The sequence below is a fragment of the Sphaerisporangium rhizosphaerae genome, assembly GCF_042665155.1.
Lineage (GTDB): Bacteria > Actinomycetota > Actinomycetes > Streptosporangiales > Streptosporangiaceae > Sphaerisporangium > Sphaerisporangium rhizosphaerae.
Genome location: NZ_JBHTCG010000009.1, coordinates 81,887 through 106,212 on the forward strand (window position 1 = coordinate 81,887; position 24,326 = coordinate 106,212).

Annotated in this window: 23 protein-coding genes and 1 tRNA gene; 9 read left to right on the top strand and 15 right to left on the bottom strand. The window is 68.4% G+C overall.

Annotated features, from left to right (window positions below):
- Positions 1 to 34: 34 nt before the first annotated feature.
- Positions 35 to 763: a TetR/AcrR family transcriptional regulator gene (locus tag ACFQSB_RS15815; RefSeq protein ID WP_380827239.1), complete on the top strand. Its 729-nt coding sequence runs from the start codon at positions 35 to 37 to the stop codon at positions 761 to 763.
- Here the strand turns inward: ACFQSB_RS15815 and ACFQSB_RS15820 are convergent.
- The 9 genes from ACFQSB_RS15820 to ACFQSB_RS15860 all read right to left on the bottom strand — a co-directional run bounded on the left by ACFQSB_RS15820 (position 738) and on the right by ACFQSB_RS15860 (position 10,351).
- Positions 738 to 1,043, bottom strand: coding sequence for an acyl-CoA-like ligand-binding transcription factor (locus ACFQSB_RS15820; RefSeq protein ID WP_380827240.1), 306 nt, complete (start codon positions 1,041 to 1,043; stop codon positions 738 to 740). The two genes, ACFQSB_RS15815 and ACFQSB_RS15820, sit on opposite strands and share 26 nt — an antisense overlap.
- 283 nt (positions 1,044 to 1,326) lie before the next feature.
- A complete protein-coding gene (locus ACFQSB_RS15825; RefSeq protein WP_380827242.1) occupies positions 1,327 to 1,971 on the bottom strand; it encodes a response regulator transcription factor in 645 nt (214 codons plus the stop codon).
- A complete protein-coding gene (locus ACFQSB_RS15830) occupies positions 1,971 to 2,885 on the bottom strand; it encodes a sensor histidine kinase (protein WP_380827243.1) in 915 nt (304 codons plus the stop codon). The genes ACFQSB_RS15825 and ACFQSB_RS15830 overlap by 1 nt, the downstream gene beginning before the upstream one ends.
- A gap of 97 nt (positions 2,886 to 2,982) precedes the next feature.
- Positions 2,983 to 4,074 carry an IS630 family transposase gene (locus tag ACFQSB_RS15835; protein WP_380827245.1) on the bottom strand — a complete coding sequence of 364 codons (1,092 nt, stop codon included), beginning with the start codon at positions 4,072 to 4,074 and terminating at the stop codon, positions 2,983 to 2,985.
- A 146-nt stretch (positions 4,075 to 4,220) separates the two neighbouring features.
- Positions 4,221 to 6,326, bottom strand: coding sequence for a P-loop NTPase family protein (locus ACFQSB_RS15840; protein WP_380827246.1), 2,106 nt, complete (start codon positions 6,324 to 6,326; stop codon positions 4,221 to 4,223).
- A gap of 287 nt (positions 6,327 to 6,613) precedes the next feature.
- A complete protein-coding gene (locus ACFQSB_RS15845; RefSeq protein WP_380827247.1) occupies positions 6,614 to 7,096 on the bottom strand; it encodes a hypothetical protein in 483 nt (160 codons plus the stop codon).
- A gap of 729 nt (positions 7,097 to 7,825) precedes the next feature.
- Entirely contained in the window at positions 7,826 to 8,626 is an 801-nt protein-coding gene (gene istB, locus ACFQSB_RS15850) for an IS21-like element helper ATPase IstB (protein ID WP_380827248.1), read from the bottom strand.
- On the bottom strand, positions 8,626 to 9,852 hold the full coding sequence (istA, locus tag ACFQSB_RS15855; protein WP_380827250.1) for an IS21 family transposase: 1,227 nt from the start codon (positions 9,850 to 9,852) through the stop codon (positions 8,626 to 8,628). The genes istB and istA overlap by 1 nt, the downstream gene beginning before the upstream one ends.
- Before the next feature lie 422 nt (positions 9,853 to 10,274).
- Positions 10,275 to 10,351 (bottom strand) — tRNA-Pro (locus ACFQSB_RS15860).
- A 194-nt stretch (positions 10,352 to 10,545) separates the two neighbouring features.
- On the opposite strand from ACFQSB_RS15860, the gene ACFQSB_RS15865 reads away from it, so the two are divergent.
- From ACFQSB_RS15865 to ACFQSB_RS15885, 5 genes are all read left to right on the top strand, one after another.
- Positions 10,546 to 11,010 carry a hypothetical protein gene (locus tag ACFQSB_RS15865; protein WP_380827251.1) on the top strand — a complete coding sequence of 155 codons (465 nt, stop codon included), beginning with the start codon at positions 10,546 to 10,548 and terminating at the stop codon, positions 11,008 to 11,010.
- Positions 11,011 to 11,241: 231 nt separating this feature from the next.
- Positions 11,242 to 12,153 (top strand): hypothetical protein, encoded by a 912-nt coding sequence (locus tag ACFQSB_RS15870; RefSeq protein WP_380827252.1) that lies wholly within the window; start codon positions 11,242 to 11,244, stop codon positions 12,151 to 12,153.
- A 3-nt stretch (positions 12,154 to 12,156) separates the two neighbouring features.
- Positions 12,157 to 13,410, top strand: a complete 1,254-nt coding sequence (locus ACFQSB_RS15875) for a hypothetical protein (RefSeq protein ID WP_380827253.1) — start codon at positions 12,157 to 12,159, stop codon at positions 13,408 to 13,410.
- Between the two features lie 9 nt (positions 13,411 to 13,419).
- Entirely contained in the window at positions 13,420 to 13,614 is a 195-nt protein-coding gene (locus ACFQSB_RS15880) for a hypothetical protein (protein WP_354846378.1), read from the top strand.
- Positions 13,615 to 13,676: 62 nt separating this feature from the next.
- Complete coding sequence (locus ACFQSB_RS15885) at positions 13,677 to 14,072, top strand: CBS domain-containing protein (RefSeq protein ID WP_380827254.1); 396 nt, start codon at positions 13,677 to 13,679, stop codon at positions 14,070 to 14,072.
- 227 nt (positions 14,073 to 14,299) lie between these two features.
- Here the strand turns inward: ACFQSB_RS15885 and ACFQSB_RS15890 are convergent, their stop codons facing one another.
- The 3 genes from ACFQSB_RS15890 to ACFQSB_RS15900 form a co-directional block, all read right to left on the bottom strand.
- Positions 14,300 to 15,655 carry an NAD(P)/FAD-dependent oxidoreductase gene (locus ACFQSB_RS15890; RefSeq protein WP_380827255.1) on the bottom strand — a complete coding sequence of 452 codons (1,356 nt, stop codon included), beginning with the start codon at positions 15,653 to 15,655 and terminating at the stop codon, positions 14,300 to 14,302.
- Between the two features lie 41 nt (positions 15,656 to 15,696).
- A complete protein-coding gene (locus ACFQSB_RS15895) occupies positions 15,697 to 16,095 on the bottom strand; it encodes an ATP-binding protein (RefSeq protein ID WP_354846369.1) in 399 nt (132 codons plus the stop codon).
- Positions 16,096 to 16,307: 212 nt separating this feature from the next.
- Positions 16,308 to 17,090, bottom strand: a complete 783-nt coding sequence (locus ACFQSB_RS15900) for a SigB/SigF/SigG family RNA polymerase sigma factor (protein ID WP_354846367.1) — start codon at positions 17,088 to 17,090, stop codon at positions 16,308 to 16,310.
- 224 nt (positions 17,091 to 17,314) lie between these two features.
- Here ACFQSB_RS15900 and ACFQSB_RS15905 point away from each other — a divergent pair, with 224 nt between their 5' ends.
- Positions 17,315 to 17,683 carry an STAS domain-containing protein gene (locus ACFQSB_RS15905; RefSeq protein WP_354846364.1) on the top strand — a complete coding sequence of 123 codons (369 nt, stop codon included), beginning with the start codon at positions 17,315 to 17,317 and terminating at the stop codon, positions 17,681 to 17,683.
- Between the two features lie 71 nt (positions 17,684 to 17,754).
- Here ACFQSB_RS15905 and ACFQSB_RS15910 read toward each other — a convergent pair whose 3' ends face one another.
- A complete protein-coding gene (locus ACFQSB_RS15910) occupies positions 17,755 to 18,468 on the bottom strand; it encodes an ANTAR domain-containing response regulator (RefSeq protein ID WP_354919094.1) in 714 nt (237 codons plus the stop codon).
- A gap of 146 nt (positions 18,469 to 18,614) precedes the next feature.
- Here ACFQSB_RS15910 and ACFQSB_RS15915 point away from each other — a divergent pair, with 146 nt between their 5' ends.
- Positions 18,615 to 20,513 (top strand): SpoIIE family protein phosphatase, encoded by a 1,899-nt coding sequence (locus tag ACFQSB_RS15915; RefSeq protein WP_380827257.1) that lies wholly within the window; start codon positions 18,615 to 18,617, stop codon positions 20,511 to 20,513.
- 202 nt (positions 20,514 to 20,715) lie between these two features.
- Positions 20,716 to 21,891 carry a glycosyltransferase gene (locus ACFQSB_RS15920; protein WP_380827258.1) on the top strand — a complete coding sequence of 392 codons (1,176 nt, stop codon included), beginning with the start codon at positions 20,716 to 20,718 and terminating at the stop codon, positions 21,889 to 21,891.
- An 83-nt stretch (positions 21,892 to 21,974) separates the two neighbouring features.
- On the opposite strand, the gene ACFQSB_RS15925 is transcribed toward ACFQSB_RS15920, so the two are convergent.
- Both ACFQSB_RS15925 and sthA read right to left on the bottom strand, forming a co-directional pair.
- A complete protein-coding gene (locus tag ACFQSB_RS15925) occupies positions 21,975 to 22,427 on the bottom strand; it encodes a hypothetical protein (RefSeq protein WP_380827259.1) in 453 nt (150 codons plus the stop codon).
- 420 nt (positions 22,428 to 22,847) lie between these two features.
- On the bottom strand, positions 22,848 to 24,251 hold the full coding sequence (gene sthA / locus ACFQSB_RS15930) for a Si-specific NAD(P)(+) transhydrogenase (protein WP_380827260.1): 1,404 nt from the start codon (positions 24,249 to 24,251) through the stop codon (positions 22,848 to 22,850).
- Positions 24,252 to 24,326: the final 75 nt, after the last annotated feature.

Consider the following 24,326-nt stretch of genomic DNA (forward strand, 5'->3'; position numbering starts at 1 on the left):
GAGCTTGGTTCGCTTAACAAGAGGGTGGGTACGCATGGATGACACCACGCCCGTCAGGGCGGGCACGGCGGCCTGGTGGCTGGCCAGGACCGAGAAGGCCGATGACCGCCCGCGGCGCCGGCGGATGTTGTCACTCGATCTGATCGCCGACACCGCGTTGTCCGTGCTGGACAGCGAAGGCGCGGACGCACTGACCATGCGCCGACTCGCCCATGAGCTCCGCTGCAGTCAGGCCTCGCTGTACCGGCACATCACCAGCCGGGACGAACTCGTGGTCGTCGCCATGGACCGGGCGGTGGGGCAGGGCCTGCACGCGCCGCCAGAGGGGTTGGGCTGGCGGCGGACCGTGGAGTGGCAGGCACACTCCTTCCGCGACTTCCTGCTCGCGCATCCGGGACTGGTCGCGTTCATACGCGGCACCGAACGGCTGGGCCCGAGCTCGCTGAGCGGCATGGAGCACTCACTCGGGCAGTTCATCGCCATCGGGCTGAGCGTCAGGGAGGCCTACGCGACGGCGTCGGCGTTCGCCACGTTCGTGGTCGGCTCGGTGCAGTTCAACATGGGTGTGGACACCGCGAATCCGGACGAGCAACGGCTGCGCCGGAGGCTCTACGAGGGACTGGACCCTCAGCGGTACCCCATCCTGGTCGCCAACGCCGAAGAGCTGTCCCGCGTCGGCAGCAGGGAGGAGTTCGAGTTCGGCCTGGCCGCGCTGCTCGACGCCATCGAAGCCCGGATCACGCCCCGGCGTCCTGGGCCGTGAGCTCGGCCAAGCCCGCGCGGGCGAAACCGAGCACACGGTCGACCAGGGGAAACAGTTCCCCCGTGGCGGTGTCGCCGCGGCCTGCTCCGCGGGCCATGTACAACTCGCGCAGGCCCCCCACCACGGTGTACGCCGTCAGACGCGACGCGAGCGCGTCAGGCGGCAGGCCCATGTCCTCGCCGACGGCGGCGGCGATCAGCCGTTCCAGTTCGTAGTAGCTCGTGCGGGCGCGGCCGCGCAGGTCCTCGTCCCCGGCTATCTGCGCGCCAGCGCCGAGCATCCGGACTGCGCCGAAGTCCGCGCCGCCACTCAAATCGAGTGGGACCTCGGAGACCCGAAAGCCACCCGCGCCCCTATCTTGGAACTGGCCGACACCGACGCCTCTCCGGCCCGGATCTTCTTCGGCGATTCCCTCGAACAGCCGGGCTGGATGCGTCCTGATGTCCCCGGCCGGACATCAGGCCATAGATCAACGGGCGCCCACGGCGCTCTCAGCGGCGGCGATGGCCTGCCACCCTACCGGCCCCGACTGCTGTCGCTCCAGCACTGAGTGCGGCTGACGCTCATCGACCCGTTCCCGCCACGACGAACCCTGTCTCGTAAGCGGCGATCACCGCCTGGGTTCGGTCCCGTACGCCCAGCTTGAGCAGGACCGACGCCACGTGCGACTTCACCGTCTGCACCGACAGGAACAGCTCGCCGGCGATCTCCGCGTTGGACCGCCCGCGCGCCAACGACCGGAGGACATCCCGTTCGCGTTCCGTCAGCTCCGGCAGTGGTCTTCCGGTACGTACGGCGAAGCGTTCGATGACGCCGCGGGTGGAGGCGGGGAAGACCAGTGACTCGCCCGAGGCGACGACGCGGACGGCTTCGATCAGTTCCTTCGGCGGCACCCTTTTAAGTACGAAACCGCTCGCACCCGCTCGAAGTGCGTCGAAGACGTATGCGTCGACCTCGAACGTGGTCAGCACCAGGACGCGGGGAGCATCCTTTGCGACGGTGATGCGGCGGGTGGCCTCCAAGCCGTCCATGCCGGGCATCCGGATGTCCATCAGGACGACGTCGGGGGACAGGGAGCCGCCGATGAGGGCGAGCGCGGCCCGGCCGTCGCCGGCTTCGGCGCTCACCTCCCAGTCGGGCTCGCTGGACAGGATGGCGCGCAGGCCGATCCGCACCAAGGGGTCGTCGTCGACGATCGCGATCCGCATCAGGACTCCAGCGGCAGGACGGCCCGCACGGTGAACTCGCCGGCCGCGGGGCCGATGGTGGCCGTGCCGCCCAGCAGGCCCACCCGGTCGCGGATCGAGGCCAGGCCGTGCCCGTGCCCCGGGAAGGCGGGGCCGTCGAAGGCGTTCACCACGCGAATCGTCACCGCGCCGGAGCCGGTGCCGACCTCCACGGTGACCGGGCGGCCGGGGGCGTGCTTTGCGGCGTTGGTCAGCGCCTCCTGGACGATCCGGTGCACCCCGCGCCCGATCGCAGGCGGCAGGCCGGTCGCCTCGATCGACGCGGTCACCGCCATCCCGGCCTCGCGCGCACCGTCGATCAGCGCGGTCAGGGCGGCCGGGTCGTCGCCACCGGGCAGGGGCGCGTGGCCCTGGATGCCGGAGATGATCCGGTCCAGCTCGCCGAGGGCGGCCCGGCCGCGCTGCTCGATCGTGGCGAGCGCCTGGCGGGCGAAGCCGGGGTCGTGGTCGAAGACGTGAGCGCCGGCGCCGGCCTGAACGACGATCATCGACAGCATGTGGCCGATACTGTCGTGCAGCTCCTGGTCGATCCGGAGCTGTTCCTGGGCGCGAGCCAGCGCCCGCTCGCCCGGCCCGGGCCCCAGCAGGCGGACGGCCAGCCGCAGGTGCCAGGCGGCGAGCGAGGCCAGGACGCGGCGCAGCGGCAGCAGCATCAGCCCCGCGACGGCGACACAGACCAGCCCTTCCAGCCAGGAGACCTGGACGTCCTGGTCGCCGAACGTCCCGGGGAACAGCGTGACGAGCAGCAGGACCAGCGCGACGAACGGGCGCAGCGCCCTGACCACGATCAGAACGAGCGCGACCGGCGCGGTGGCCACTCGGATGAGCGCCCACAACAGCACCCGGACGGCACGTACGTCCAGCAGGGAGGTCACCCGCCCATCGTCGCGCCCGATCGCCCCCTTTGTCCTCGCCCACAGGAGTGAATCGCGATCGGCTCCCGGGAGGGAAGCGCCGCCCGGCAGCCCGCGACTAGTGTCCTGCGCCGGAAATTCGTCGGCAATATCGGGCGAGGGATTCGAGGATCTCCTCTGCGGTCTTCTTCCACACGAACGGGCGCGGATCGTCGTTCCACTGAGCGATCCAGGCGCGGATGTCCTTCTCCAGAGACTGGACGCTTTTGTGGACTCCGCGTCTGATCAGCTGGTCGGTCAGAAAGCCGAACCACCGTTCGACCTGGTTGATCCAGGAGGAACCGGTCGGGGTGAAGTGCATGTGAAAGCGAGGGTGGCGTGACAGCCACGCCTTGATGGCCGGGGTCTTATGGGTGCCGTAGTTGTCGCAGATCAGGTGGACGTCCAACTCGGCGGGCACCGTCTTGTCGATTGTGATCAAGAACTTTTTGAACTCGGCGGCGCGGTGCTGGCGGTGCAGCTCACCGACGACCGTTCCGTCTGCGATGTTGAACGCGGCGAACAGGCTGGTGATCCCATTTCGCACATAGTCGTGGGTGCGCCGCTCGGGCATGCCCGGCATCATCGGCAGCACCGGCTGCGAGCGATCCAGCGCCTGGATCTGGGACTTCTCGTCCACGCACAGCACCACCGCCCGCTCGGGCGGATTGTGATACAACCCGACCACATCGACGACCTTCTCCACGAACAGCGGATCGGTCGACAGCTTGAACGTGTCGGCCTGGTGCGGCTTGAGCCCGAAGTCCCTCCAGATCCGCCCGATCGTCGACTTCGACAGCCCGCTGCGCTCGGCCATCGAACTGCGCGACCAGTGCGTGGCATCCTTGGGCGTCTGCTCCAGCGTTGCCACCACGACCTGCTCGACCTGATCCAAACTGATGGACGGTGGCCGGCCCGGCCGCTGCTCGTCCATCAGCCCTTCCAATCTCAGCTTGACGAAGCGGGTACGCCATTTGGACACCGTGTCCCGATGCACCCGCAACTCCGCCGCGATCTCGATGTTGTCCCTGCCGTCCGCGCACGCCAGCACGATCTTGGATCGCATCGCCAAGACCTGCGAAGACTTCGCCCGCCGCGCCCAGCGCTCCAATGTCGCCCGCTCCTCATCGGAGAGAGTCACCGGAGTCTTCGGTCGTCCTGTCCGCGCCATGCCACCACTCTAAACTTTGCGGACGAATTTTAGACGCGACACGCTAGGGTCACGAAGGCTTTATGATGTCGTCGTCGCGATCATCTACTGGCGACGGCACATTATTGGGATGGTTGTCTTAGCATCTCACGGGTACGCGGAGAGTCTCACTTCTCCAGACGGGCACGAGTGCGCTGCCAATCTTTCAACGCCTCTTCGCCGGCGACACGATCCAAAGGCAATAGCTGACGAGCGGCTTGTCTCCAGTAGTCGCCCCAGTCTAGCCATGCGTCTCGGTTGCAGATCGCTCCCCTATAACTCTTACATGCCTGCCTTAGTTCTTCTGCTCGCTGCGGATCCATCGGATCCAGCAGAATGGCAACGGAATGGCTCAACAAGGCAGATGCAGCTTCGCTCAGATCAGTTCGAGATAAAGCCTGAACTGCATCAAGCGCAGCCCGACGCTTTCCGTCATCGCCGCGGACGAGATTAGCGAGTCGAATTGCCGCAGACTGTTTGCCGCGCCTGGCAGTTCCTATGATTTCGTGAAGCAGATCTTCTCGGAACTCTTTCACCTCGTTCCCAACCGCGGCCAACTCTTGATCAAACGCAATCCCGACACCCCCATCAGGGTAACCCAATTCCACAGATAGTCGCCAACCCGTTTCAAATACGGACCTTCTCAATTCGGGGGAGAGATCGCCATAGATTTTTCGCACTCGGAACGACATATACCTCGCGAAAAGGCCAGGGTGGTCCACGCCAGACGAGACCATGTACTGGTAAGCCATCTCGGCGGTACGATAGAGTTCAAATACCTCAGACTCGTCCCAGGCTTCAGGGGATTCCGACATCCCTGAACGGGATTTCACGCAGTGGCCTAAGAGGTCGACATAGAAGTCAGCCCCACACCACTCGCGCCCAACGAATTCCCGCAGCCGTTTCACTATTTCCCTCGAAGAAGCAGAAGCGTCGCCCCCAATCTTCGACATTAGATATTCTGCTTTGCCTAGATAGTAAGAAATTGACTCCACCGTGGGCCCATCTACGGCTATTGTCGATGCCCGGAGCAGTGCTTGCCTGTTTTGATTCAGCAGATATAGGGTCGCTTTGCTGTTTCCAGGCTCTTCCGGAAGTAGTGCATAAAGCACGCGTGAGTATCTGATCAACTCGCCAGGGTCAACGCTTCGGCTGATTGACGTCCTCGCGAAATCCGCTGACCCGTCAAACAAAACCTCACGAGCGATTCCTCGGATTTGATTCGGCGATAACCGTGGCTTGCCGCTAGCTGCAATGGGCTCCCACACGCTGATGGCATCCAGAATTTTGAAAAGTAGCCAATCAGCATCCGCAGAAATCGGCGCTTCCTGAAGGAGCGTTCGCATACAGTCGCGGATTTGGGCGTGAAGTCCTGATTCCTCGATAACAGTTTGTGCTATGACAGCATGTCTCGCCATGTGATCGTTATGAACGTCTCGGGTCCATGGATCAAGCTGGCTCCGGGAGTCGAGATCAGCATACTCGCACAGACGCCTCAGGATCCTCTCCGGGATGCCACCAGCCGCAATCGTGGCCATGCAAACCTGAATGTAAGCTCCCTGATCAGCGGGTGACATTGCTGTGCATTCTTCCACGAGGCGGAAGTGGAAGTGGTCACCATACACAGCTTTGAGAAATGTGACCAACACTGAGGGCGAGCGATCGCCAGTGTCGACCGCCATGGGTCCATTAGCGGATACGAATCTCTGGAGGTTCGGGTACAGCGCCTGCAGCTCCACGTTATCTACCGCCGCTGACAGATCTGTGTAGGCGTGACGAATCATAGATTGAAAATGCGACAATTCGCCTGGGTTAAGGCTGGCCAGATTGATCATTTCTGATTTCGCCACAGTTCTGCGACGGATCGCATTCACCCAAGGGGGTCTCCCGGCGAGCACGATGGTAATTTGCTCGTCCTCGTAGTCGGCACTTAAAAAATCTATCAGGAAGCTGGCAATCGCCGCCTCCTGCCCAGTAGTGGGAGGCGCGGTGATATCGCAGACCAGTAGGACAGGGGTAGGCGTCTCGCTAATTGGCGAGCGCAGCCCGTGGATAGCATCCCAGAAAGCTTGTGCAGGTACAGAAGGCGATGCCGCGAGGTATTTTACTTCGATTACCCGATGGGTATCTGCGGAATACCACATGAGGTGTCGAAGAAAACTCGTTTTCCCCTCTCCAGCTTCACCGGACAGGAACATGATTCGTGCGCCGCGTTCCCGTAACCACGGAAGCACGGCCGCCCCATGAATAATCCTTCCAGATCTAGTCACTAGCCGTCTTGGGATGATTGATTCGCTGCCAATTTCTGCGAAACCGCTGGGAACACCAGAGAGGAAGCGATGCCAATCGATCGGACGAGGGGCTGGCCTATTGAAAGCGCGCAATGAAAAGATGCTCTCATTTGGCGTCCCGATCACTACCGTATTAATCGTGTTAGCGGCAACGCTTCCATGTTGAGCTATATATTGAGCAGAAGTGGAATCGGCGATCGGCAGAAGGGGGGAGCTAGCACCGGGAGCACTCAGCCGCGGTCCGCTCCCGGCATCGTAGGGTTTTCCAAATGCACGTCCCCGTTGATAACTCCTGCGGCAGCGGACCCACCTTCCGCACGGATATTCGCGTTACCACCGACTGCGAACCCGCCCTGGCCCGCAGAAACCTCGCCGCTGGTCTGCTGGCGCACAACCTCGGCCAGTTCGGTGAGGCGGCCGACCACCTCTTGGCGTTCCGATTCGCCTAGGCCTTCCAACAGGCTTTCGAAGAGGGTTTGCCATGCAGCTTCTTGACGGATCCTTAGCCGCTCCAGCTCTTCTGGAGCCGCCTGCCGTAGGGCGGTCTGTGTCTTGTCCAGCCGCTCCAGGACGGTTAGCTCTCGTTCCGGGGCACTTCGGCGGAAAAGCTCGGCCACCCGAGTTCGCAGCCCGGCCCACGCGTCCGTTCCTGCGGCCTGCACGATAGCCATACCGCCGCTCGTAGCTGCAGCGATCATCATTTCCGCCAGCATCTTTACCCTCCTCCGAGCGTCACCACCGCCCGCGAGCGGTGATCACACTCTACGGCTTGAAGCACGCAACGTCTCGCAAATTGTGCATTAGGTCATGCGTAACCCGTATGCCGGCCCGGCCAAAGCACTCCAGAGACCAAGCGGATTCTCTGCCTCAGCCGAACCCCCTGCCATCCCCGTGCGGACTCGCACACTTACCCAGCCCTGATCTTCCCGTCTGCCTTCGACCCGCCCGGAGGGCAGCGGGCCGGCGACGACCGGGCAAGCCTGGCTTCGCGTGTACACGTTCCCGGTGAGCTTCCTCGCGCGCCGGTTGCCCTGCCTGCACAGCCGGGCTTGACCTGGAGGAGTCGGGCTGCTCGGCTTTGCCGGGGTCGATGGCGGGGGGGGGGGGGGGGAAGATCAGGGCTCCCAGCCCCTCACTGCCCCGGCTTGTCGATTCGCGATCATCCTGGAACCTGAGCGCCCCGGTGTTTGGGGCAGCGCCCCAAGGTCTTCGCTGCTCCTCTAGAAACAGAATCTCATCTGCATAAACCATGCCGTCAGTTCGCCGACCGCCGTTCCCGTGCTTGCCAGCGGGCAGCGCGACCGCGAGGCGGGACCGGCCGAAGAGCCGCACGCTCGCCGTGGCGAGGCGCGCGGCCCAGACGGCTCATGCTCGTGTTCTCGACGACGGCTGAATCCTGACCCCGTGGCGGCGGCTTAAAGTTGACCCCTCCGTGTTGATTGTTACTGGTCGTTGCTGGTGTCTGCTGCTGGGACACGGCCCAGGTTGCGGTTCTTGAGCCGGTAGCTGTCGCCTTTCATGCTGATCACTTCGGCGTGGTGGACGAGCCGGTCGATCATGGCGGCGGCGACTATGTCGTCGCTGAACACCTCGCCCCAACGGCCGAAGGGTTTGTTGCTGGTGACGATCAGGCTGGCCCGTTCGTAGCGGCTGGAGACCAGCTGGAAGAACAGGTTGGCGGCTTGGGGTTCGAAGGGGATGTAGCCGACCTCGTCCACGATCAGTACCGGGATGCGTGACAGCTTGGTGAGTTCGGTCTGCAGGGCCCCGGTGGCGTGGGCGTCGGCCAGGCGGGCGACCCAATCGGCGGCGGTGGCGAACGCGACGCGGTGCCCGGCCTGGCAGGCGCGAATGCCCAGGCCGACCGACAGGTGGGTCTTGCCGGTGCCGGGCGGGCCGAGGAAGACCACGTTCTCCCGGGCGGTGACGAAGTCCAGCGTGCCCAGATGGGCGATGACCTCCCGTTTGATGGAACGCTGGTGGTCGAAGTCGAAGTCTTCCAAGGCTTTGCGGGCGGGGAAACGCGCACTTCGGATCCGGGCCTCACCGCCGTGGGACTCGCGAGCGGCGACCTCGCGTTGCAGGCAGGCCGCCAGGAACTCCTCATGGCTCCACCCTTCGGCGCGGGCTCGCTCGGCCAGCCGATCGATGGCCGCAGCCAGGGAAGGCGCCTTCAGCACCCGGGTCAGGTAGGCCAGCTCCGAGGCGATGGCACGACCGCCGGTGGTGGTGCCGCCGGCCATCACGCGACTCCCTCGACACCGCACAGCACGTCATAATCACCCAGGGCTCGCACCTGCACCGTGGTCTCCACCGGGCGCGGGGACGCAGCAGCGCGACCAGCTCGCATGGCCGCGGCGGCGTGCTGGTGGGCCGGGTCGGTGATGGTCTGATGAGGCGCCCAGCACCGCTCGTGGCGGGCCACCTGCTGCCCGCCGCAGCTCACCGTGACCTGGTCCAGATCGGCGACCACCTCCACCAGCCGGCCGATCGCTGAGGGGTGCACCGAGTAGTCACACGAGGCGATCCGCACGTAGTGGTCGCGTCCCAGCCGGGTCGCCGAGCGCCAGCCGACGATCGGAGCGACCGGCGGCAAGGCCAGCATCGCCGCAAGGTCGACCGGCAGCCGGTCGATGGGCCGACAGCCGATCCGCCGGTGATGGCGCCGATTCGCACCAGTCAGCCAGCCGCCCAACTGGGCGTTGAAGTCGTGCGGTGAGGTGAACGACCGGCCCGGCAGAAACGAGGTCTCCAGATAGCCGTTGGCCCGCTCGACCAGACCCTTGGCCTCCGGGTCACCGGGTTTGCACTGCAGGATCCGCACTCCCAGCGTCCCGCGGAAGGCGCTGGCATCCCGGGTCAGCTGCGGCCGTCCGCCCTTCCACTGGCCGATCGCCGACTCGTTGTCCCACACCAGCGTCTTGGGCACCCCGCCAAGAGCCGACAGCAACGCCCAGTGCCCAGCGAACAGGTCCCCGGCAGTGCGCGAGGGCAGCATCCGGGCCATCAGCCACCGCGAGTAGCCGCTGACCATCACCAAAACCGGCGGGCTGGTCGCCGGTTGCCCCGCACCCAGCGGCACCTTCACCGCCGGAAACCACAGATCGCACTGAGCCAGCTCACCCGCCTGATAACTCGTCCGAGACGCTGGGTCGACCGGCTTGAACACCGGCCGCAGGACCCGCACCCGGTCCTTGAGCACTGTCAACGACCGTGCCCAGCCGATGCGCTCAGCGATCACCGTTGCCGGCATGTCGGGGAACTCGGCCAGCAGCGCCCGGATCTGCGGCTCGACCGCGTCCACGATCGAGCCCTTACCGGGCCGCTGGTACTTGGGTGGCGTCTCGGCTGCCAGCGCGCGTTTCACGGTGTTCTTCGAGATGCCCATCCGCCGCGCGATCGCCTTGATCGGCATCTGCTCAGCTCGATGCAGCCGGCGGATCTCCGCCCAGTCCTCCACCTTGATCACCCTCCAGAGTTACTGAAGGGGGTCCGTTTTCGGCTGTCGCCAGGGGGGCAACATTCGCGCGCCGTCGACACGTGTGCGTATTCTTCCCGCGTCATTCGGGGCCGTGGCTGGCTTCCTTGGCTGCGTTGTGCTTCCTGGTGCTCTTCCCCTGGCTGCTCTCGGGCGGGTGTCGCTCTGCTCGCTGCTCACCGGTTCCCGCCGAAGGCGGCTTGAAGAGGTACAGAAAGTCCTCACGGGATCATCGTTGGACACAGTAAGAGGGCCGTTACAGAGGCCGTCCATGGAAATCAATTGGCCAGTGCTACTGGGTGCGGCGCCCGGGCGATCGATCACTCTTTAACACCTAGTCACCCAATTAGTCACTCAGAAACCAGGAAGGGTGTCACGTGATCACGTGACACCCTTGCCAACCAGGTGATACCTGGTCGGGACGACAGGATTTGAACCTGCGACCCCTTGACCCCCAGTCAAGTGCGCTACCAAGCTGCGCTACGTCCCGTTGCCCGCCGTGGCGAGCAAGAACAACCTTAGCGCAGATCGAGCAGTCCTGCGTACGGGTGAGCCTTGCGGGTGGGCACTCCTGTCCCACTGGTCGCGCGTCTTAGCTGCGAGCGTCACGGGATGGCCGATGATCGATCTTCGGAGCTCGTGGCGCGATGAAGCGGTGGAGCCGACTGAAGGCGGGATGGGCATATGGGGCGGAAGACTCATATCGATCGGGATGAGCTGGGGCGGCTGGTCGCCGGCGGATGGTCCAACGCGCGACTGGCCGCGCACTTCGGGGTGACCGAGTCGGGGATTCTGCAGGCCAAGCGGGCGGCCGGGCTGGCCAAGCCGATGCTCGACCACAGCGCGGCCATCCCGTGGAAGCTGAACCGCGCCCACAACCAGACCGGGCCGGCCACCAACCTGAGGAACCTGTCGGCGGTGGCCCAGGGGGGCGAGGTCCCTCGCATGAAGGTCAACACGGCTCTGCGCTGGGCTCGCAGGCTCGTGGACAGCGGCCTGGACATCTCCTACGACCCGGAGGAGGGGTTCTTCGAGACGCCGGTGGCCGGCGAATCGCATGTGGAGTCGGTGCTGAAGGGCGCCCTGGCCGTCCTCGGTGAAGGGGAAGGGGAAGGGGGACAGCAGGACCCGCCGCAGAGCGGGTCCTGACCGGCAGCTGGGCGACCCGGGACGGTTCGGGCGGACGGGGTGCTGGGCTGTGGCCTGCCGGGGGTTCGGCGGGGAGATCCCCCGTGTCGGCGAGGGGGGGCCGTTGACCGGCGCTCGAGCGGGTCGTGGCCCTGGAGCGGACGTCGAGGAAAACCGGGGGATCGTGTCGTTTTGGAATCGTCTTCTCGGGCAGTCGGGGGGTTACAAAGGCAGACATAACCGGAGGCAGACATGACCATCACCTGGGTGGCCGTCGTTGTAGCCGCGGTGGTGGCGATCCTGGCCGTCGGCTACCTCGTGGCGCAGCAGCAGCGCAGGCGTCGACTCCAAGAACGCTTCGGACCCGAGTACGAGCGCACCGTGCGTGAACGCGAGAATCGCCGTGAGGCGGAGCAGGAACTGCTCGAGAGGGAGCAGCGTCACGCCAAGCTGGACATCCGGCCGCTGTCCGCGGAGAGCCGGTCGTCCTACTCCAAGAAGTGGACCGAGGTTCAGGAGCGGTTCGTGGACGCTCCCGGTTTCGCGGTGACCGAGGCGGATCACCTGGTCACCTCGGTCATGGCCGACCGGGGTTACCCGACCGAGGGCTTCGAGCAGCAGGTCTCCGACCTGTCGGTCGCCCACGGCCAGACCCTGGACCACTACCGCAAGGCTCACGAGATCAGCAGCCGCGCCGCCCGCCGGGAGGCCTCGACCGAGGAGCTGCGGCAGGCGATGGTGCACTACCGCGCGCTGTTCCAGGAACTGCTGGAGGACGCGGCGGACATCGGCGCCGAGCGGCGCGAGGCCGAGGACCCGCGCGACGAGCGGCGCCGGTACGAGGAGGCGCGTGAGGAGCGCCGCGACGTCGAGACGGCTCGCGAGGCCGAGACCGCTCACGGCGAGCGGCAGGCGTACGAGGGCGACGCCGCCGGGCGGCGGGCGGACGGCGAGACGGGGACGGACTCCGGCGGGTACGACGGTCAGCGGCGCAACGGCGCCGGGTACGGCGACGCGGAGCTCGACCGGCAGCAGTACGAGCGCCGTGAACAGGACCGACGGCAGTACGGCGGCCAGGAGCCGGGCGGTCACGCCTCCTCCGACTCCGAGACCGGCACCCGAGTCGCCGGCGGCCGGACCTACCGCAACGCCCAGGGGAGCTGACCGATGGAACCATACCGCCGCGACACCACGCCCGGATCGGTGCACGACCCGGACTCCGACCGGCCCGAGAACGGCGACGCCTCCGGTTCCGCCGTCGATGACATCCGCACCGTCTACGACCCCTCCCGGCCCAACTGGGCGGGCGACGCCGGCGCGGACGGCGAGCGCGGGCTGGACGAGGACGACGACCCCGACGACGACCGGCACGACAATGACGGACTCGGCGTGCGGAACGACATGAACGTGTCCCACGCCCGAAACGACGATGGGCTGAACGTGCGGAACGACCACGACACGCGGAACGACCACGACGGGCTGGACGTGCACAACGACCACGGCACGCGAAACGACCACGACGGGTTCGGCACGACGGACGACCATGACGGACCGGGCGTGCGGGACGAGCACGACCGGCTGGACGAGGCCGATCAGCGTCACGCGGTCGACCGGGGGTCGGACGACCTGACCGGGCGGGACGACGACGACACCACCGACTCCACAGACTCCACCGACCCCGCCGACCGCGCGTCTGGGCTGAGCACCGGCGCGGCGGGTGACCCGGATCCGGCCCACCACTCCCCCGGCCTGGGCGACGCCCGGTCGGAGGACGCCGCGGACGAGCAGGCCGCCGCTGACGGGCGGGCGACGCCGGTGGGGCAGACGACCCCCGAGCGGGACCTGATGGTCTACCCGGAGGAGGCCGACTATCCGACCCGGGCGGATGACGCCGAGCTGTCGGCCGTGCCCCAGGTGGAGCCCGAGCCGGTGAGCGCCAGGGACGACCTGGACGAGCGGTCCGGCGAGACGCACGCCGGAGTCCCCTACGGCACCGGCACCACGACCGGGCTGGACTCCGTGGCCGGTACCACGACCGGGCTGGACTCCGTGGCCGGCGTCGGGACCACGGCCGGCGAGGCGGGCACCGCGGCCGCGGGGACGGCCGTCTCCGGTGGCACCGGGGAGAGCGACCGCGGGTTCGGGGCCGAGGACTTCGAGCGCCGGTGGCGCGAGGTCCAGGTGAGCTTCGTCGACGACCCCAGGGAAGCCGTCGAGCGGGCCGACGGGCTGGTCGACGAGGCCGTCGCCGCGATCACCTCCCGCAAGCAGGCTCTGGTCGACCAGTGGAAGGACGGCGACCAGAACGACACCGAGCGGCTCCGGCTCGCTCTGCGCGACTACCGTTCGCTCCTCCAGGACCTGGTGGGGCTCTCTTACTCCGGCGCCCCGCGCAGCGGTGGCCCGGCCGACACGAAGTGAGGTAATCCGATGCTTGCCATCGTCGCGGCGATCGTCTTCGGCATCGCTTTCCTGTTCAGCCTGCTCGGCACGAGCATCGGCATCTCCACCACGGCGCTGATCGCGCTGGGCCTGTGCCTGCTCGCCCTGCACCAGGGCGGCATCGGCACGGCCAGCATGGGCGGCGGCGCCCCGTGGCGCGGCTACCGGCGCACCCGCCGCTGACGGCACGGCGACTCGAAGGCGGAGATGGGGTGCCGATGATGAGCCAGAAGGTGCGGGACGTCATGACGCATCGGCCGGTCTGCCTGCCGGCGGACGCTCCGGTGTCCAAGGCGGCGCGCCTGATGCGCGACCAGGCGATCGGGGACGTGCTGGTGACCAGGGACGACCGGCTGTGCGGCCTGGTCACCGACCGGGACATCGTCGTGCGCGCCGTCGCCGAGGCCAGGGACGCCGATTCGACTCCCCTGGGTGCCCTGTGCACCTCCGACCTGGTGACCGCCCGGCCGGACCAGGACGTCGAGGACGTCATCCGGCTGATGCGGGAAAGGGCCGTCCGCAGGGTGCCGGTGGTCGTGGACGGCCGGCCGGTCGGCATCGTGTCCCTGGGGGACATGGCGCTGGAGAGCCGGCCGTCGTCTCCGCTGTCGGAGATCAGCGGCGCTCCCCCGAACGGCTGAGGACCCCACCGCGCGTCCCCTCCGGGCCTCGGGGCACGCGGTGAAGGAGGAAGGGCGCCGTCCGTCACGGGCGGCGCCCTTCCGCGTCTACGGGACACGCGCGGCGGAACCTCGCCCCCTCCCCCAGAGCACCCCCTGCGCGGCAGAACCTCGCTCCCTCCCCCAAGAAAAGAGCACCCCCCGCTCGCCGTACGGCCCGCCCTCCTCCCGCGCCGCGTCGCCGCGGGTCACTCGCGGGCGCCGGAGGCGGCCGGGGAGCGGGCGGGGACGGGGCGGTGGGCGGTGCGGGCGGCCAGTTCGAACTCCTGGCGGGGGTCCTGCATGGCGCCGAGGGAGACGATCTCGCGGGCGAACAGCAGGCTGAGGGTCCAGTCCATCAGGATGCGGGCCTTCTTGTTCATCGTCGGGATCTTGCTGAGGTGGTAGGTCCGGTGCAGGAACCAGGCGGGGAAGCCGCGCATCCGGTGCCCGTAGACGTTGGCGACGCCCTGGTACATGCCGAGGCTGGCGACCGATCCGGCGCTGCGGTGCCGGTACGGGCGGCGCGGCTCGCCCCGCAGGGTGGCGATCAGGTTGTCGGCGAGCCGGACGGCCTGGCGGGTGGCGTGCTGGGCGTTGGGCGGGGTGGTCCGCCCGGGCCGGGTGAGGTCGGGGACGGCGGCGCAGTCGCCGGCGGCGAAGGCGAACCGGGTGCCGTCGACGAGCAGTCCCGCGTCGACCTTGACCCGGCCGTGCTCGTCGAGGGGCAGGTCGGAGGCGGCGGTGAGCGGGTTGGGCTTGACGCCGGCCGTCCAGACCAGGGTGTCGGCGTCGAAGGCGTCGCCGTCGCTGAGCATGATGTGGCGGTCCACCGCGGACTCCAGCCGGGTGCCGGTGCGCACCTCGATGCCGCGCGTGCGCAGTTGGGATGCGGTCCACTTCCCCATCTCGACGCCGATCTCCGGAAGGATCTTCCCGGACGCCTCGACGAGGATCCATTGCATGTCCGAGGGGCTGACGTGGGCGAAGTAGCGGCAGGCGTCGGCGGCCATGTCCTCCAGTTCGGCCAGCGCCTCGACGCCGGCGTAGCCGCCGCCGACGAACACGAACGTCAGGGCGCGCCTGCGCACGCGCTCGTCGGTGGTGGAGTCGGCCAGGTCGAGCTGGGCGAGGACGTGGTTGCGCAGGTGGATGGCCTCTTCGAGGGTCTTGAAGCCGATGCCCCACTCGGCGAGCCCGGGGATGGGCAGCGTGCGGGAGATCGATCCGGGGGCGAACACCAGGTAGTCGTACTCGAGCACGCGTTCCGGCCCTTCGTGGGGGTGGAAGCGGGCGGTGCGCGAGGCCAGTTCGACCCGGCTGATCCTGCCGCTGAGGATCTGGCACCGGGGCAGCACCCGGCGCAGGAAGACGACGACGTGCCGGGGTTCGACGCTCCCCGCGGCGGCCTCGGCGAGGAACGGCTGGTAGGTCATGTAGGAGTCGAGGTCGGCCACGGTGACGCGGGCCTCGCCGCGGTGGAGCCGCTTCTCCAGGCGGCGGGCGGCGAGCATGCCGACGGCGCCGCCGCCCACGACCAGCACGTTCGGGATTCGCAGGGTCATAGCCGGGGACGTACCCCGCGCCCCGAGGACTACGTGGGGATTTACGGCAGTTTGAAGCGCATTATCAGTTCTGTGCCGTTTTGCCCGGTTCGTAGGACGAGCTCCTTGGTGAGCCGCCGGGCGACCCACAGGCCCATGCCGCTGGTGGAGTAGTCGTGCGGGGCGATCATCCCGGGCGGTTCGTCGGGGACCCAGTGCCCGTCGTCGTGCACGCCGACGAGCAGGTCTCCGCCGTCGCACCAGACCCGCATCCGCGCCTTGGCCGCCCCGTGGGTGACGGCGTTGGTCGCCACCTCGTTGACGGCCACCAGGTAGTCGCCGATGGAGTCGTGGCGCATCCCCACGCGGCGCGCCTGAAGGGCGGCGAAGTCCCGCACCTCGGGCAGGTCTCCGACACTGAAGGTCAGTTCCTTGACCACCACGCCGGACGGGAGCGGCATTGGGCCGCCCCCGTCCGAGAGGAAGCGGGGAGGAGGGACTTCGTCCTCGTTCACCCGATAACCGCCTCCAGAAGCGATCAGCTATGGAAAGGTCACCCTGCTCGGGGCCGATTACATCGACGAAGATACCCCGGGATATCGGCCCGTAAGGGAAGTGCCCCCTCCACGCGACTACTGTTCCGCCCTTCAGTGCCCCAGGAAGGGCGGCTTAATCAGCCCGCGGCCACCAGTTGCGAGCGGAGCTGGTCGAGCACCTTGCGCAGGATGCGCGAGACGTGCATCTGCGAGATGCCGAACTCCGCCGCGATCTCCGCCTGGGTCATGTTGCCGTAGTAGCGCAGCAGGAGGATGTTGCGCTCCCGCTCGGGGAGCTGGTCGATCAGAGGCTTGATGGCCTCGCGGTCGACCAGCGTCGCCAGCTCGTCGTCCTCGTCGGGGATGAGGTCGCCGAGCGCGGCCGCGTCGTCGTCGGCGCCCATCGGGGCGTCCAGCGACAGGGTGCTGTAGGCGGCGGAGGCGTCCATCGTGAGGAGCATGTCCTCCTCGGAGATGCCCATCCTCTTGGCCAGCTCGGCGACGGTGGGGAACCGGCCGAGCTCCTGGGTGAAGTCGGCGACCAGGCGGTTGAGCTCCGAGCGCCGCTCCTGGTACAGGCGCGGCACGCGTACGGCCCAGGTGCGGTCGCGGAAGTGGCGCTTCACTTCGCCGGTCATGGTCACCATGGCATAGCCTCTGAAGCTATGTCCGAGCTCGGCGTCGAATCCGTTGATCGCCTTCATGAGGCCGACGTACGCGGCCTGGAGCAGGTCCTCCATGGGCTCGCCCCTGTGGAGGTAGCGCCGCGAGATCTCGCGGGCCATCGGGAGGTGCATCTCCACGATCATCTCTCGCAGCCGCGCCTGCCGGTCGTGCGTCGTGCCCGGCTCGTGCAGCTCGCGCAGCAGGTCCTCGGCGGTGACGTCGGTCTGGGAGAAGGTGTGGTTCTCGGCAGCCATTGCTGCTCCCTCGTATGCCTTGCAAGCGAGGCGGAACCGACAATGCCCATGCAGAGCCGACATCGCCTCGCGTACTACTGTCGAGACGAGGCCCTCTGCTGGACCTCGGCTCCAGTATTCCCCAAAAATCAAGAGTATTGCTACCCCCCAGGCAACAGTAATGTTGCGATTGACCCCCGATGGGGTTGGCGCCATGCGCCAGGGAAGCGGCTTGGAGGCGCGTGGTGACCGTTCCAGACAGGGCGAATTCCGCTCTGACCCTTACGTCCGAGCTCACGGACGATGTGCCGGTGGTGCGGGTCAGCGGCATCCTCGACGCGACGACGCGCGACCGGTTCACCGACCGGCTGGCGCAGATCGCCGACGACCACGGCCCCGACCTGGTGCTCGACCTGGCCGGCGTGACCTTCATGGACTCCCGGGCGCTCGGGCTGATCGTCCATCACTGGCAGCGCACCATGGCGGCGAAGGGACACTTCGCCCTGGTGGGGGTGCAATATTCCAACTCCAAGGTGATGTGGGTGACGGGCCTGGCGCAGCGGCTGCCGCTGTACGACACCACCGAGGAGGCGCTCGCCGCGTTCAAGGAGTGACCGATCGCCCCGCTTCGAGCAGATATATGGCGCTAAAGTGCCTCGAAGCATGAGAAGTCACACGAACGCGGTCAGGACGGCAGGGCGCCGCCATGCTTGCTCTGGTGCTCGCTGACCAGCAGGCGGGCCAGGTCGGCCACCTTCACCTGGTGGTGCTGCGAGAGCCGGCGCAGCTCGTCGAAGGCCGCCTCGGCCGAGCAGCCGCTCGCGTGCATGATGATGCCCTTGGCCTGGTCGATGACCGCGCGCCCCGCGAGCGCCTCCTGCATCTGGGCGGCGTCGGTGAGCACCTCGTCGTAGTCCGACACGTTGGCCAGGGCCACGGTGAGCTGCTCGGTGAGCAGGGCGGCCAGCGGGTCGGCCGAGCCGCCGGCCAGGGCCCCCGGCCGCGTGGCGTACAGGCCGAGCACCAGCGTCGCGCCGTCCACCGAGATGGGCAGCACCAGCGACGAGCGCACCCCGTGCTTGACGGCCGTCGCGGCGTACCGGGGCCAGCGGGTCTCCTGCAGCACGTCGGGGATCAGGACGTTCCTGCCCGTCGCCACCGCCTCGACCGACGGCCCCTCCCGCAGGGCGCTCTCGCGGTCGACCAGGGCGATGAGGTCGCTGTGCGAGGCCGACAGCATCAGGCGCTCGTCGCGCCGCAGCTCCACGGTGCCGCCCGCGCACCCCGGCACCCCGACGGCGACGGCCCTGGTCACGCCGCTGAGGACGCTCTCCATGGAGGTGCCCTCGTTGACGCGGCCAAGGGCCGCGAGGTCCCGGGCGAGGGCCGGACTGAACATGCGCATCGTCTCCATACAGGCCTTCCGCTTCCCCTCAGAGCCAGGTTAATTCCCGCCGGGAGGTGCTCATCGATGACGGGCGTCTCCTTGACGTACGGTCTAGCAGGGGGACCCCACGCTCCCCGCCGCCATCCGAAGGACGCAACTTGACCGACCCCACTGATCTTCCCGCACTGGAGCAGGCGCTGAGCGGCCTGACGGCCCGCATCTCCTCGCTCCGGGACGCCCGCTCGGCCTACCCCGGCGACCCGGGCCCGACCCTGGACGCCGCGCTGGTCGAACTGGACACGGCCCGCGACCTGCTGCGGGCCTCGATCGGCGAGCTGGGCAAGACCAGGCGCAGGTCGGGCGGCAAAGAGAGCAGCTCCAACCGCGAGCTGAAGCTTCTGCGGACGGTCTACCGCACCCTTCCCGTCCCGGTGATCATCCTGGACACGACGGGCACGGTGCGGCGGGTGAACGCCGAGGCGTCCCGCCTGCTGGGCAGCCCGGACGGCTACCTGACCGGCCGGGCCTTCCCGCTGCTGGTGGACGTCTCGCGCCGGGCGGCGTTCCGCTCCCATCTGACCTCGGTGCTGCACACCGGCGAGACGGCGGCCTTCCCGACCCGGCTGGCCCACCAGGGACGCGCGCATAACGTGCGGCTGGTCCTGACCCAGCTGCGCATGGCCGGCGAGCCGCAGGAGATGATCGCCGCGGTGGCGCTGCCGGTCGAGGTGCGCGCGCCCGAGGCCGGCCAGGTCGCGCCGGAGCCGGAGCAGTCGCCCGAAGAGTCCTTCATCATGGCCGCCGCGCGCCGCCAGGAGCTGATGTCGCGGCTCACCCGCCTGCTGCTTGACGAGGAGAGCCTCAGCGAGCCGGTCGCGCTCATCCGCGCCGGCCGGCTGCTCGCCTCGCACACCGCCGACTGGGTCTTCGCCGACGTCGTGCGCGAGGGCGCGCCGCAGCGCTCCCTGGTCATCGGGCCGGCCAACCAGCCCGTCGCCCGCCTGGTGCAGACGCTGGAGCGCATGGACCCCTCGGGGGCGGCGCTGGTCGCGCACGTGCTGGCGAGCGGTGGCGGCGTGGTGCACGAGATGGTCGAGGACGACACCGTGTTCGGCGCGCTGCCGGACGGCTCCTCCGTCCTGCACGCCACCCGGGCGGGTTCGGTGCTGAGCGTCCCCATCCTGGCCGGAGAGGAGGTGCACGGCGTCATCACGCTGCTGCGGATGCGCGAGCGGCCGCCGTTCGGCCTGGCCGACCTGGCGCTCATGGAGGACGCCGGCGCGCACATCGGGCTGGCGTTGCGGGCCCAGCGCGTCTTCCAGGGCAGCGCGCAGGCGGCCGACACCCTGCAGACCGGCGTGCTGCCGCGTACGCTGCCCGACGTCCCCGGCTACGACGTGGCCGCGACGTACCACACCGGCGCGGGGCCGAGGGCGATCGGCGGGGAGTTCTACGACGTGTTCCCGGTCAAGGACGGCTGGGGCTTCGCCGTCGGCGGCGTCGTCGGGCAGGGTGAGGAGGCCGCGTCGGTCACCGCGATGGTGCGCGGCGGCCTGCGCACGCTCAGCGTGTGGGAGGACGACCCAGGGACGGTGGTCGCCCGGCTGAACGACGCCCTGGTGGCGCAGGACACCGGCATGTTCGTCATGGTCGCCGCCGGGTTCGTCACCCCGGGCAGGCGTGGCGGGCGGGTCAGGCTCGCCTCGGCCGGCAACCATCCGCCCGCGGTTCTGAAGAACGACGGCGGGGTGCGCTACACCTCCGGGGGCGGCATGCCGCTCGGCATCGAGACCGGCGTGGCCGTCCCGGTCGAGGAGGTCGCGCTGGCCCTGGGCGAGACGCTGGTGCTGTACTCCGACGGGCTGGCCGGCTCGCGGGGCAGGTCGGGTCAGGAGGAGCTGGCGTACGGCGAGAGCCGGCTCACCGAGGTGCTCGCGCGGTGCACGGGCCAGCCGGGAGCGGCGGTGGTGAAGGCCGTCGAGGAGGACCAGCGGGCCTTCTGCGGCGGTCAGATCCTCGACGAGGCGACCATCCTGGCCATGCGCCGCACGCGCTGACCTGCGCGGACGCCGTCCGCACGTACGGGGACGTTTCTCCTGCAACCAGGGCAAGAAGCTTTTCTAAGATTTTTTGCCCTGAGGGGTTTGCCGAGTTCCAGACGCCGGTAAGCTTAGACACAGATTCCGTGCCTAAGACGCAGGCACAACTCAGTACGCCATTCGGGTCCTGTGCGACCCGGCATTCCTGAGGTGTGCCCCAGTGAACATCGCCATCGTCTCCGTGCACGTGCTTCCCGCCGACATCCCGGCCATCGCCCGCGAACTCAGCAGTTCCCACCGCGTCACGATTTACACCCGCCGCAACGCTCCCGACCGCAAGCCGCGGGTGAAGGTGGCCACCGGTGTGACGATCGAGTACATCGACGCGGGCCCCGCGCAGCCGCTGCCGGAGAGCGACCTCATGCCGCACATCGCGGAGTTCAGCGAAGAGCTGCGGCGGCGCTGGACCAAGGAGAGCCCGGAGGTGGTCCACGCCCACTCCTGGACCGGCGGCCTGGCCGCGGTGGCCGCGGCCGACGGCATGGACATCCCGATCGTGCAGACCTTCCACCAGCTCGGCTCCTCGCGCATCCGTCCCGGCGGCGCCGGGCAGGCCGCGCGGGTGCGGCTGGAGCGCGCGATCGGCCGCCGCGCCGACGCGGTCATCGCCTCCTGCGGGAGTGAGGGCGAGGAGCTCATCCGGCTCGGCGTGCCGCGCAAGAACATCGCGGTCGTCCCGCACGGCGTCGACACCGAGCGGTTCCGCCGCCAGGGGCCGTCCCTGTCGCGTGGCGAGCGCCCCCGCCTCGTCCACGTCGGCCACATCACCCAGGGCGGCGGCGCCCACACCGCGATCCGGGCCCTCGACGGCATCCCGGGCGCCGAGCTGCTGATCGCGGGCGGCCCGGTCGCCGGGGCTCCCGACACCGAGACCGACCTCGAGAAGCTGCGCCTGCTGGCCAAGGAGGTCGGAGTCGAGGACCGCGTGACCCTGCTCGGGCACGTGCCGCACAACTCGATCGCCAAGCTGATGCGCAGCGCCGACGTCGTGCTCTCGCTGCCGGTCGCCGTCCCCAACGGCAAGGTGGCCCTGGAGGCCATGGCCTGCGGCGTCCCGGTCGTCGCCTCGGCCGTCGGCGCCCACCTGGACTCGGTGGTGGACGGGGTGACCGGCCTGCTGGTGCGCCCGAACGACCCCGCCCCGATCGCTCGCCGCACCCGCCTGCTGCTGGGCGACCTGACCCGGCGCACCGCCCTCGGGTTCGCCGGCGCCGACCGCGCCGGCTCGCGCTACTCGATGGAGCGCATCAGCCGCGAGCTGGTGCGGGTGTACGACACCGTCACCGGTGTCGCGCTGCCCGCCGAGGCCGACGCCGAAGAGGCCGAGGCCGCCTGAGCCGGCTCCCTCCACACTCCTCGAGCCCGCGCCACCGGTGGTGGCGCGGGCTCGTCGGTTCTCTCAGGACGCGGGACGAACGGTCAGCTGTACGTCACCGACTGCGGGCTGCAGGTGGTGAGCCACGGACCGGGGTACACGGGGGCGGCATAGCACCCCCAGGTGGCGGTCACGGTGGTCGTGCCCGCGGGAATGCTGACGGAGCCGACCGACCCCGCGTAGTCGCCGTACTGGTGTCCGCTGCTGCACATCGCGGGGACGCTCGCCGCGGAGGTGCTGCCGGCGGGCAGAGTCACGGTGTACTGCCACGCGTGTGTGGCCGGGATCGCGGTCATGGAGCTGTAGGGCAGCGCCGTGATCGTGGGATACCAGTCTCTGGTGTCCCCGTAGTAGTCGTTGTTGAGGCAGTCCACCGTGGCCTGCAGAACGATGCCGTCGGCGGCGGCGGGCGGCGACGCCACCACGCTCAACGCGCCGATCGCCACCAGCGTCGAGCCGAGCGCCAGCACTCGCCGGACCGGATTCCCAGCAATCATGGACATCCCTTCATGTAGCGCCGACTTCGAGCAAAGCGAATTCAGCACCTTCCCGGACCGGCGGTCAACGCCCGCGGGTTTCGTCCGGGCTCAAACGCCGGTGCGGGGCGGGACGTATCGACGGCGCGCTCCGCCGGCGGCCCGCTCCGCGATCACGGAGCCCGCGGCCCGCGGGAGACCGCGCGCCCGGCGACGAGCCGGAATCCGCACCCGCGACCGGCGAGCGCGCCTCGGGCCGGGAGCGACCCTCCGGCCGGCCGTGCGGTCCACGGTCCGCTGAAACATTCACTGTTCGAAAGCGGCCGGTTCGCGCGGAGGGACGAAAGCCCGTGCCACCTCCCTCGGCACGGGCTTTCGCCGTTCCACCCCGGGCGGGGCGGGGCGGAACGGCCTTCGGCGCGGGGTCTCGGCCGGCGGATCTCAGTCGGCGAAGCGGGCCATCCTGCGGATCTTGTTCATGGCGTCGAGGGCGGCGACCTTGTAGGACTCGGCGAGGGTCGGATAGTTGAAGACCGCGTCCACCAGGTAGTCCACCGTGCCGCCGCACCCCATGACGGCCTGGCCGATGTGGAGCAGCTCGGTCGCGCCGGTGCCGAAGACGTGCACCCCGAGCAGGGCGTGGTCGTCGGGGGAGACCAGGAGCTTGAGCATGCCGTAGGTGTCGCCGATGATCTGCCCGCGGGCCAGCTCCCGGTACCGCGAGATCCCGACCTCGAAGGGCACCAGGGCCTTGGTGAGCTCGTCCTCGGTCCGGCCGATGTAGCTGATCTCGGGGATGGTGTAGATGCCGATCGGCTGCAGGTCCGACATGCCCTTCAGCGGCTCGCCGCAGGCGTGGTGGGCCGCGATGCGTCCCTGCTCCATCGAGGTGGCCGCGAGCGAGGGGAAGCCGATGACGTCGCCGACCGCGTAGATGTGCGGCACAGGTGTGCGGTAGTCCTGGTCGACCGCGATGCGGCCCCGGGCGTCGGCCGAGAGCCCGGCGGCCTCCAGGTTCAGCGCCTCGGTGACGCCGTGCCGGCCGGCCGAGTACATGACGGTGTCCGCGGGGATCTTCTTGCCGCTCTCCAGGACGGTGACGCAGCCGCGCGCCCGCCGTTCGACGGCGGCCACCGTCTCACCGAACCGGAAGGTGACCGCGAGGTCGCGCAGGTGGTACTTCAGCGCCTCGACCACCTCAAGGTCGCAGAACTCCAGCATGCGCTCGCGCCGCTCGACCACGGTGACCTTGGTGCCGAGGGCGGCGAACATCGAGGCGTACTCGATGCCGATCACCCCGGCGCCGACGACGACCATCGAGTCGGGCACCTTGTCGAGCTGGATCATGCCGTCGGAGTCGATGATCGTGCGGTCGTCGAACTCCACGCTGTCCGGGCGGGCTGGCCGGGTGCCGGTCGCGATGATGATGTTGTCGGCCGTGATCTTGGTACCTCTGCCCTGCTCGTCGGCCACCTCGACCGTGTGCGGGTCGAGGAAGCGGCCCGAGCCGAGCAGCAGCGTCACGCGGTTGCGCGAGAGCTGGCTCCTGATGACGTCGATCTCGCGCCCCACCACGTGGGCGGTGCGCATGGTCAGGTCGGCCACCGTGACGTCTTCCTTCAGACGGTAACTCTGGCCGTACATCTCTCGTTGGTTGAGGCCGGTCAGATAGAGAACGGCTTCGCGCATGGTCTTGGAGGGGATCGTGCCGGTGTTGATGCACACGCCGCCGATCATGCTGCGCCGCTCGACGATCGCGACGCGGCGTTCGAGCTTGGCGGCCGCGATGGCCGCCTTCTGGCCGCCAGGTCCGGAACCCAGGACAAGTACCTCGTAGTCGGACACAACGCCAAGTGTGCGGCTAACGACCAGATTGGTGAAGCGGTGCGTCCGACCGGGAACGCCAAATCGCTATAACCC

Bases quoted from the DNA above. Each gene is read 5' to 3' on its own strand.
- ACFQSB_RS15815 (WP_380827239.1), top strand. From the start codon at position 35: ATGGATGACACCACGCCCGTCAGGGCGGGCACGGCGGCCTGGTGGCTG.
- ACFQSB_RS15820 (WP_380827240.1), bottom strand. From the start codon at position 1,043: ATGCTCGGCGCTGGCGCGCAGATAGCCGGGGACGAGGACCTGCGCGGC.
- ACFQSB_RS15825 (WP_380827242.1), bottom strand. From the start codon at position 1,971: ATGCGGATCGCGATCGTCGACGACGACCCCTTGGTGCGGATCGGCCTG.
- ACFQSB_RS15835 (WP_380827245.1), bottom strand. From the start codon at position 4,074: ATGGCGCGGACAGGACGACCGAAGACTCCGGTGACTCTCTCCGATGAG.
- ACFQSB_RS15845 (WP_380827247.1), bottom strand. From the start codon at position 7,096: ATGCTGGCGGAAATGATGATCGCTGCAGCTACGAGCGGCGGTATGGCT.
- istB (WP_380827248.1), bottom strand. From the start codon at position 8,626: ATGGCCGGCGGCACCACCACCGGCGGTCGTGCCATCGCCTCGGAGCTG.
- ACFQSB_RS15865 (WP_380827251.1), top strand. From the start codon at position 10,546: ATGGGGCGGAAGACTCATATCGATCGGGATGAGCTGGGGCGGCTGGTC.
- ACFQSB_RS15870 (WP_380827252.1), top strand. From the start codon at position 11,242: ATGACCATCACCTGGGTGGCCGTCGTTGTAGCCGCGGTGGTGGCGATC.
- ACFQSB_RS15875 (WP_380827253.1), top strand. From the start codon at position 12,157: ATGGAACCATACCGCCGCGACACCACGCCCGGATCGGTGCACGACCCG.
- ACFQSB_RS15880 (WP_354846378.1), top strand. From the start codon at position 13,420: ATGCTTGCCATCGTCGCGGCGATCGTCTTCGGCATCGCTTTCCTGTTC.
- ACFQSB_RS15885 (WP_380827254.1), top strand. From the start codon at position 13,677: ATGACGCATCGGCCGGTCTGCCTGCCGGCGGACGCTCCGGTGTCCAAG.
- ACFQSB_RS15890 (WP_380827255.1), bottom strand. From the start codon at position 15,655: ATGACCCTGCGAATCCCGAACGTGCTGGTCGTGGGCGGCGGCGCCGTC.
- ACFQSB_RS15895 (WP_354846369.1), bottom strand. From the start codon at position 16,095: ATGCCGCTCCCGTCCGGCGTGGTGGTCAAGGAACTGACCTTCAGTGTC.
- ACFQSB_RS15900 (WP_354846367.1), bottom strand. From the start codon at position 17,090: ATGGCTGCCGAGAACCACACCTTCTCCCAGACCGACGTCACCGCCGAG.
- ACFQSB_RS15910 (WP_354919094.1), bottom strand. From the start codon at position 18,468: ATGTTCAGTCCGGCCCTCGCCCGGGACCTCGCGGCCCTTGGCCGCGTC.
- ACFQSB_RS15925 (WP_380827259.1), bottom strand. From the start codon at position 22,427: ATGATTGCTGGGAATCCGGTCCGGCGAGTGCTGGCGCTCGGCTCGACG.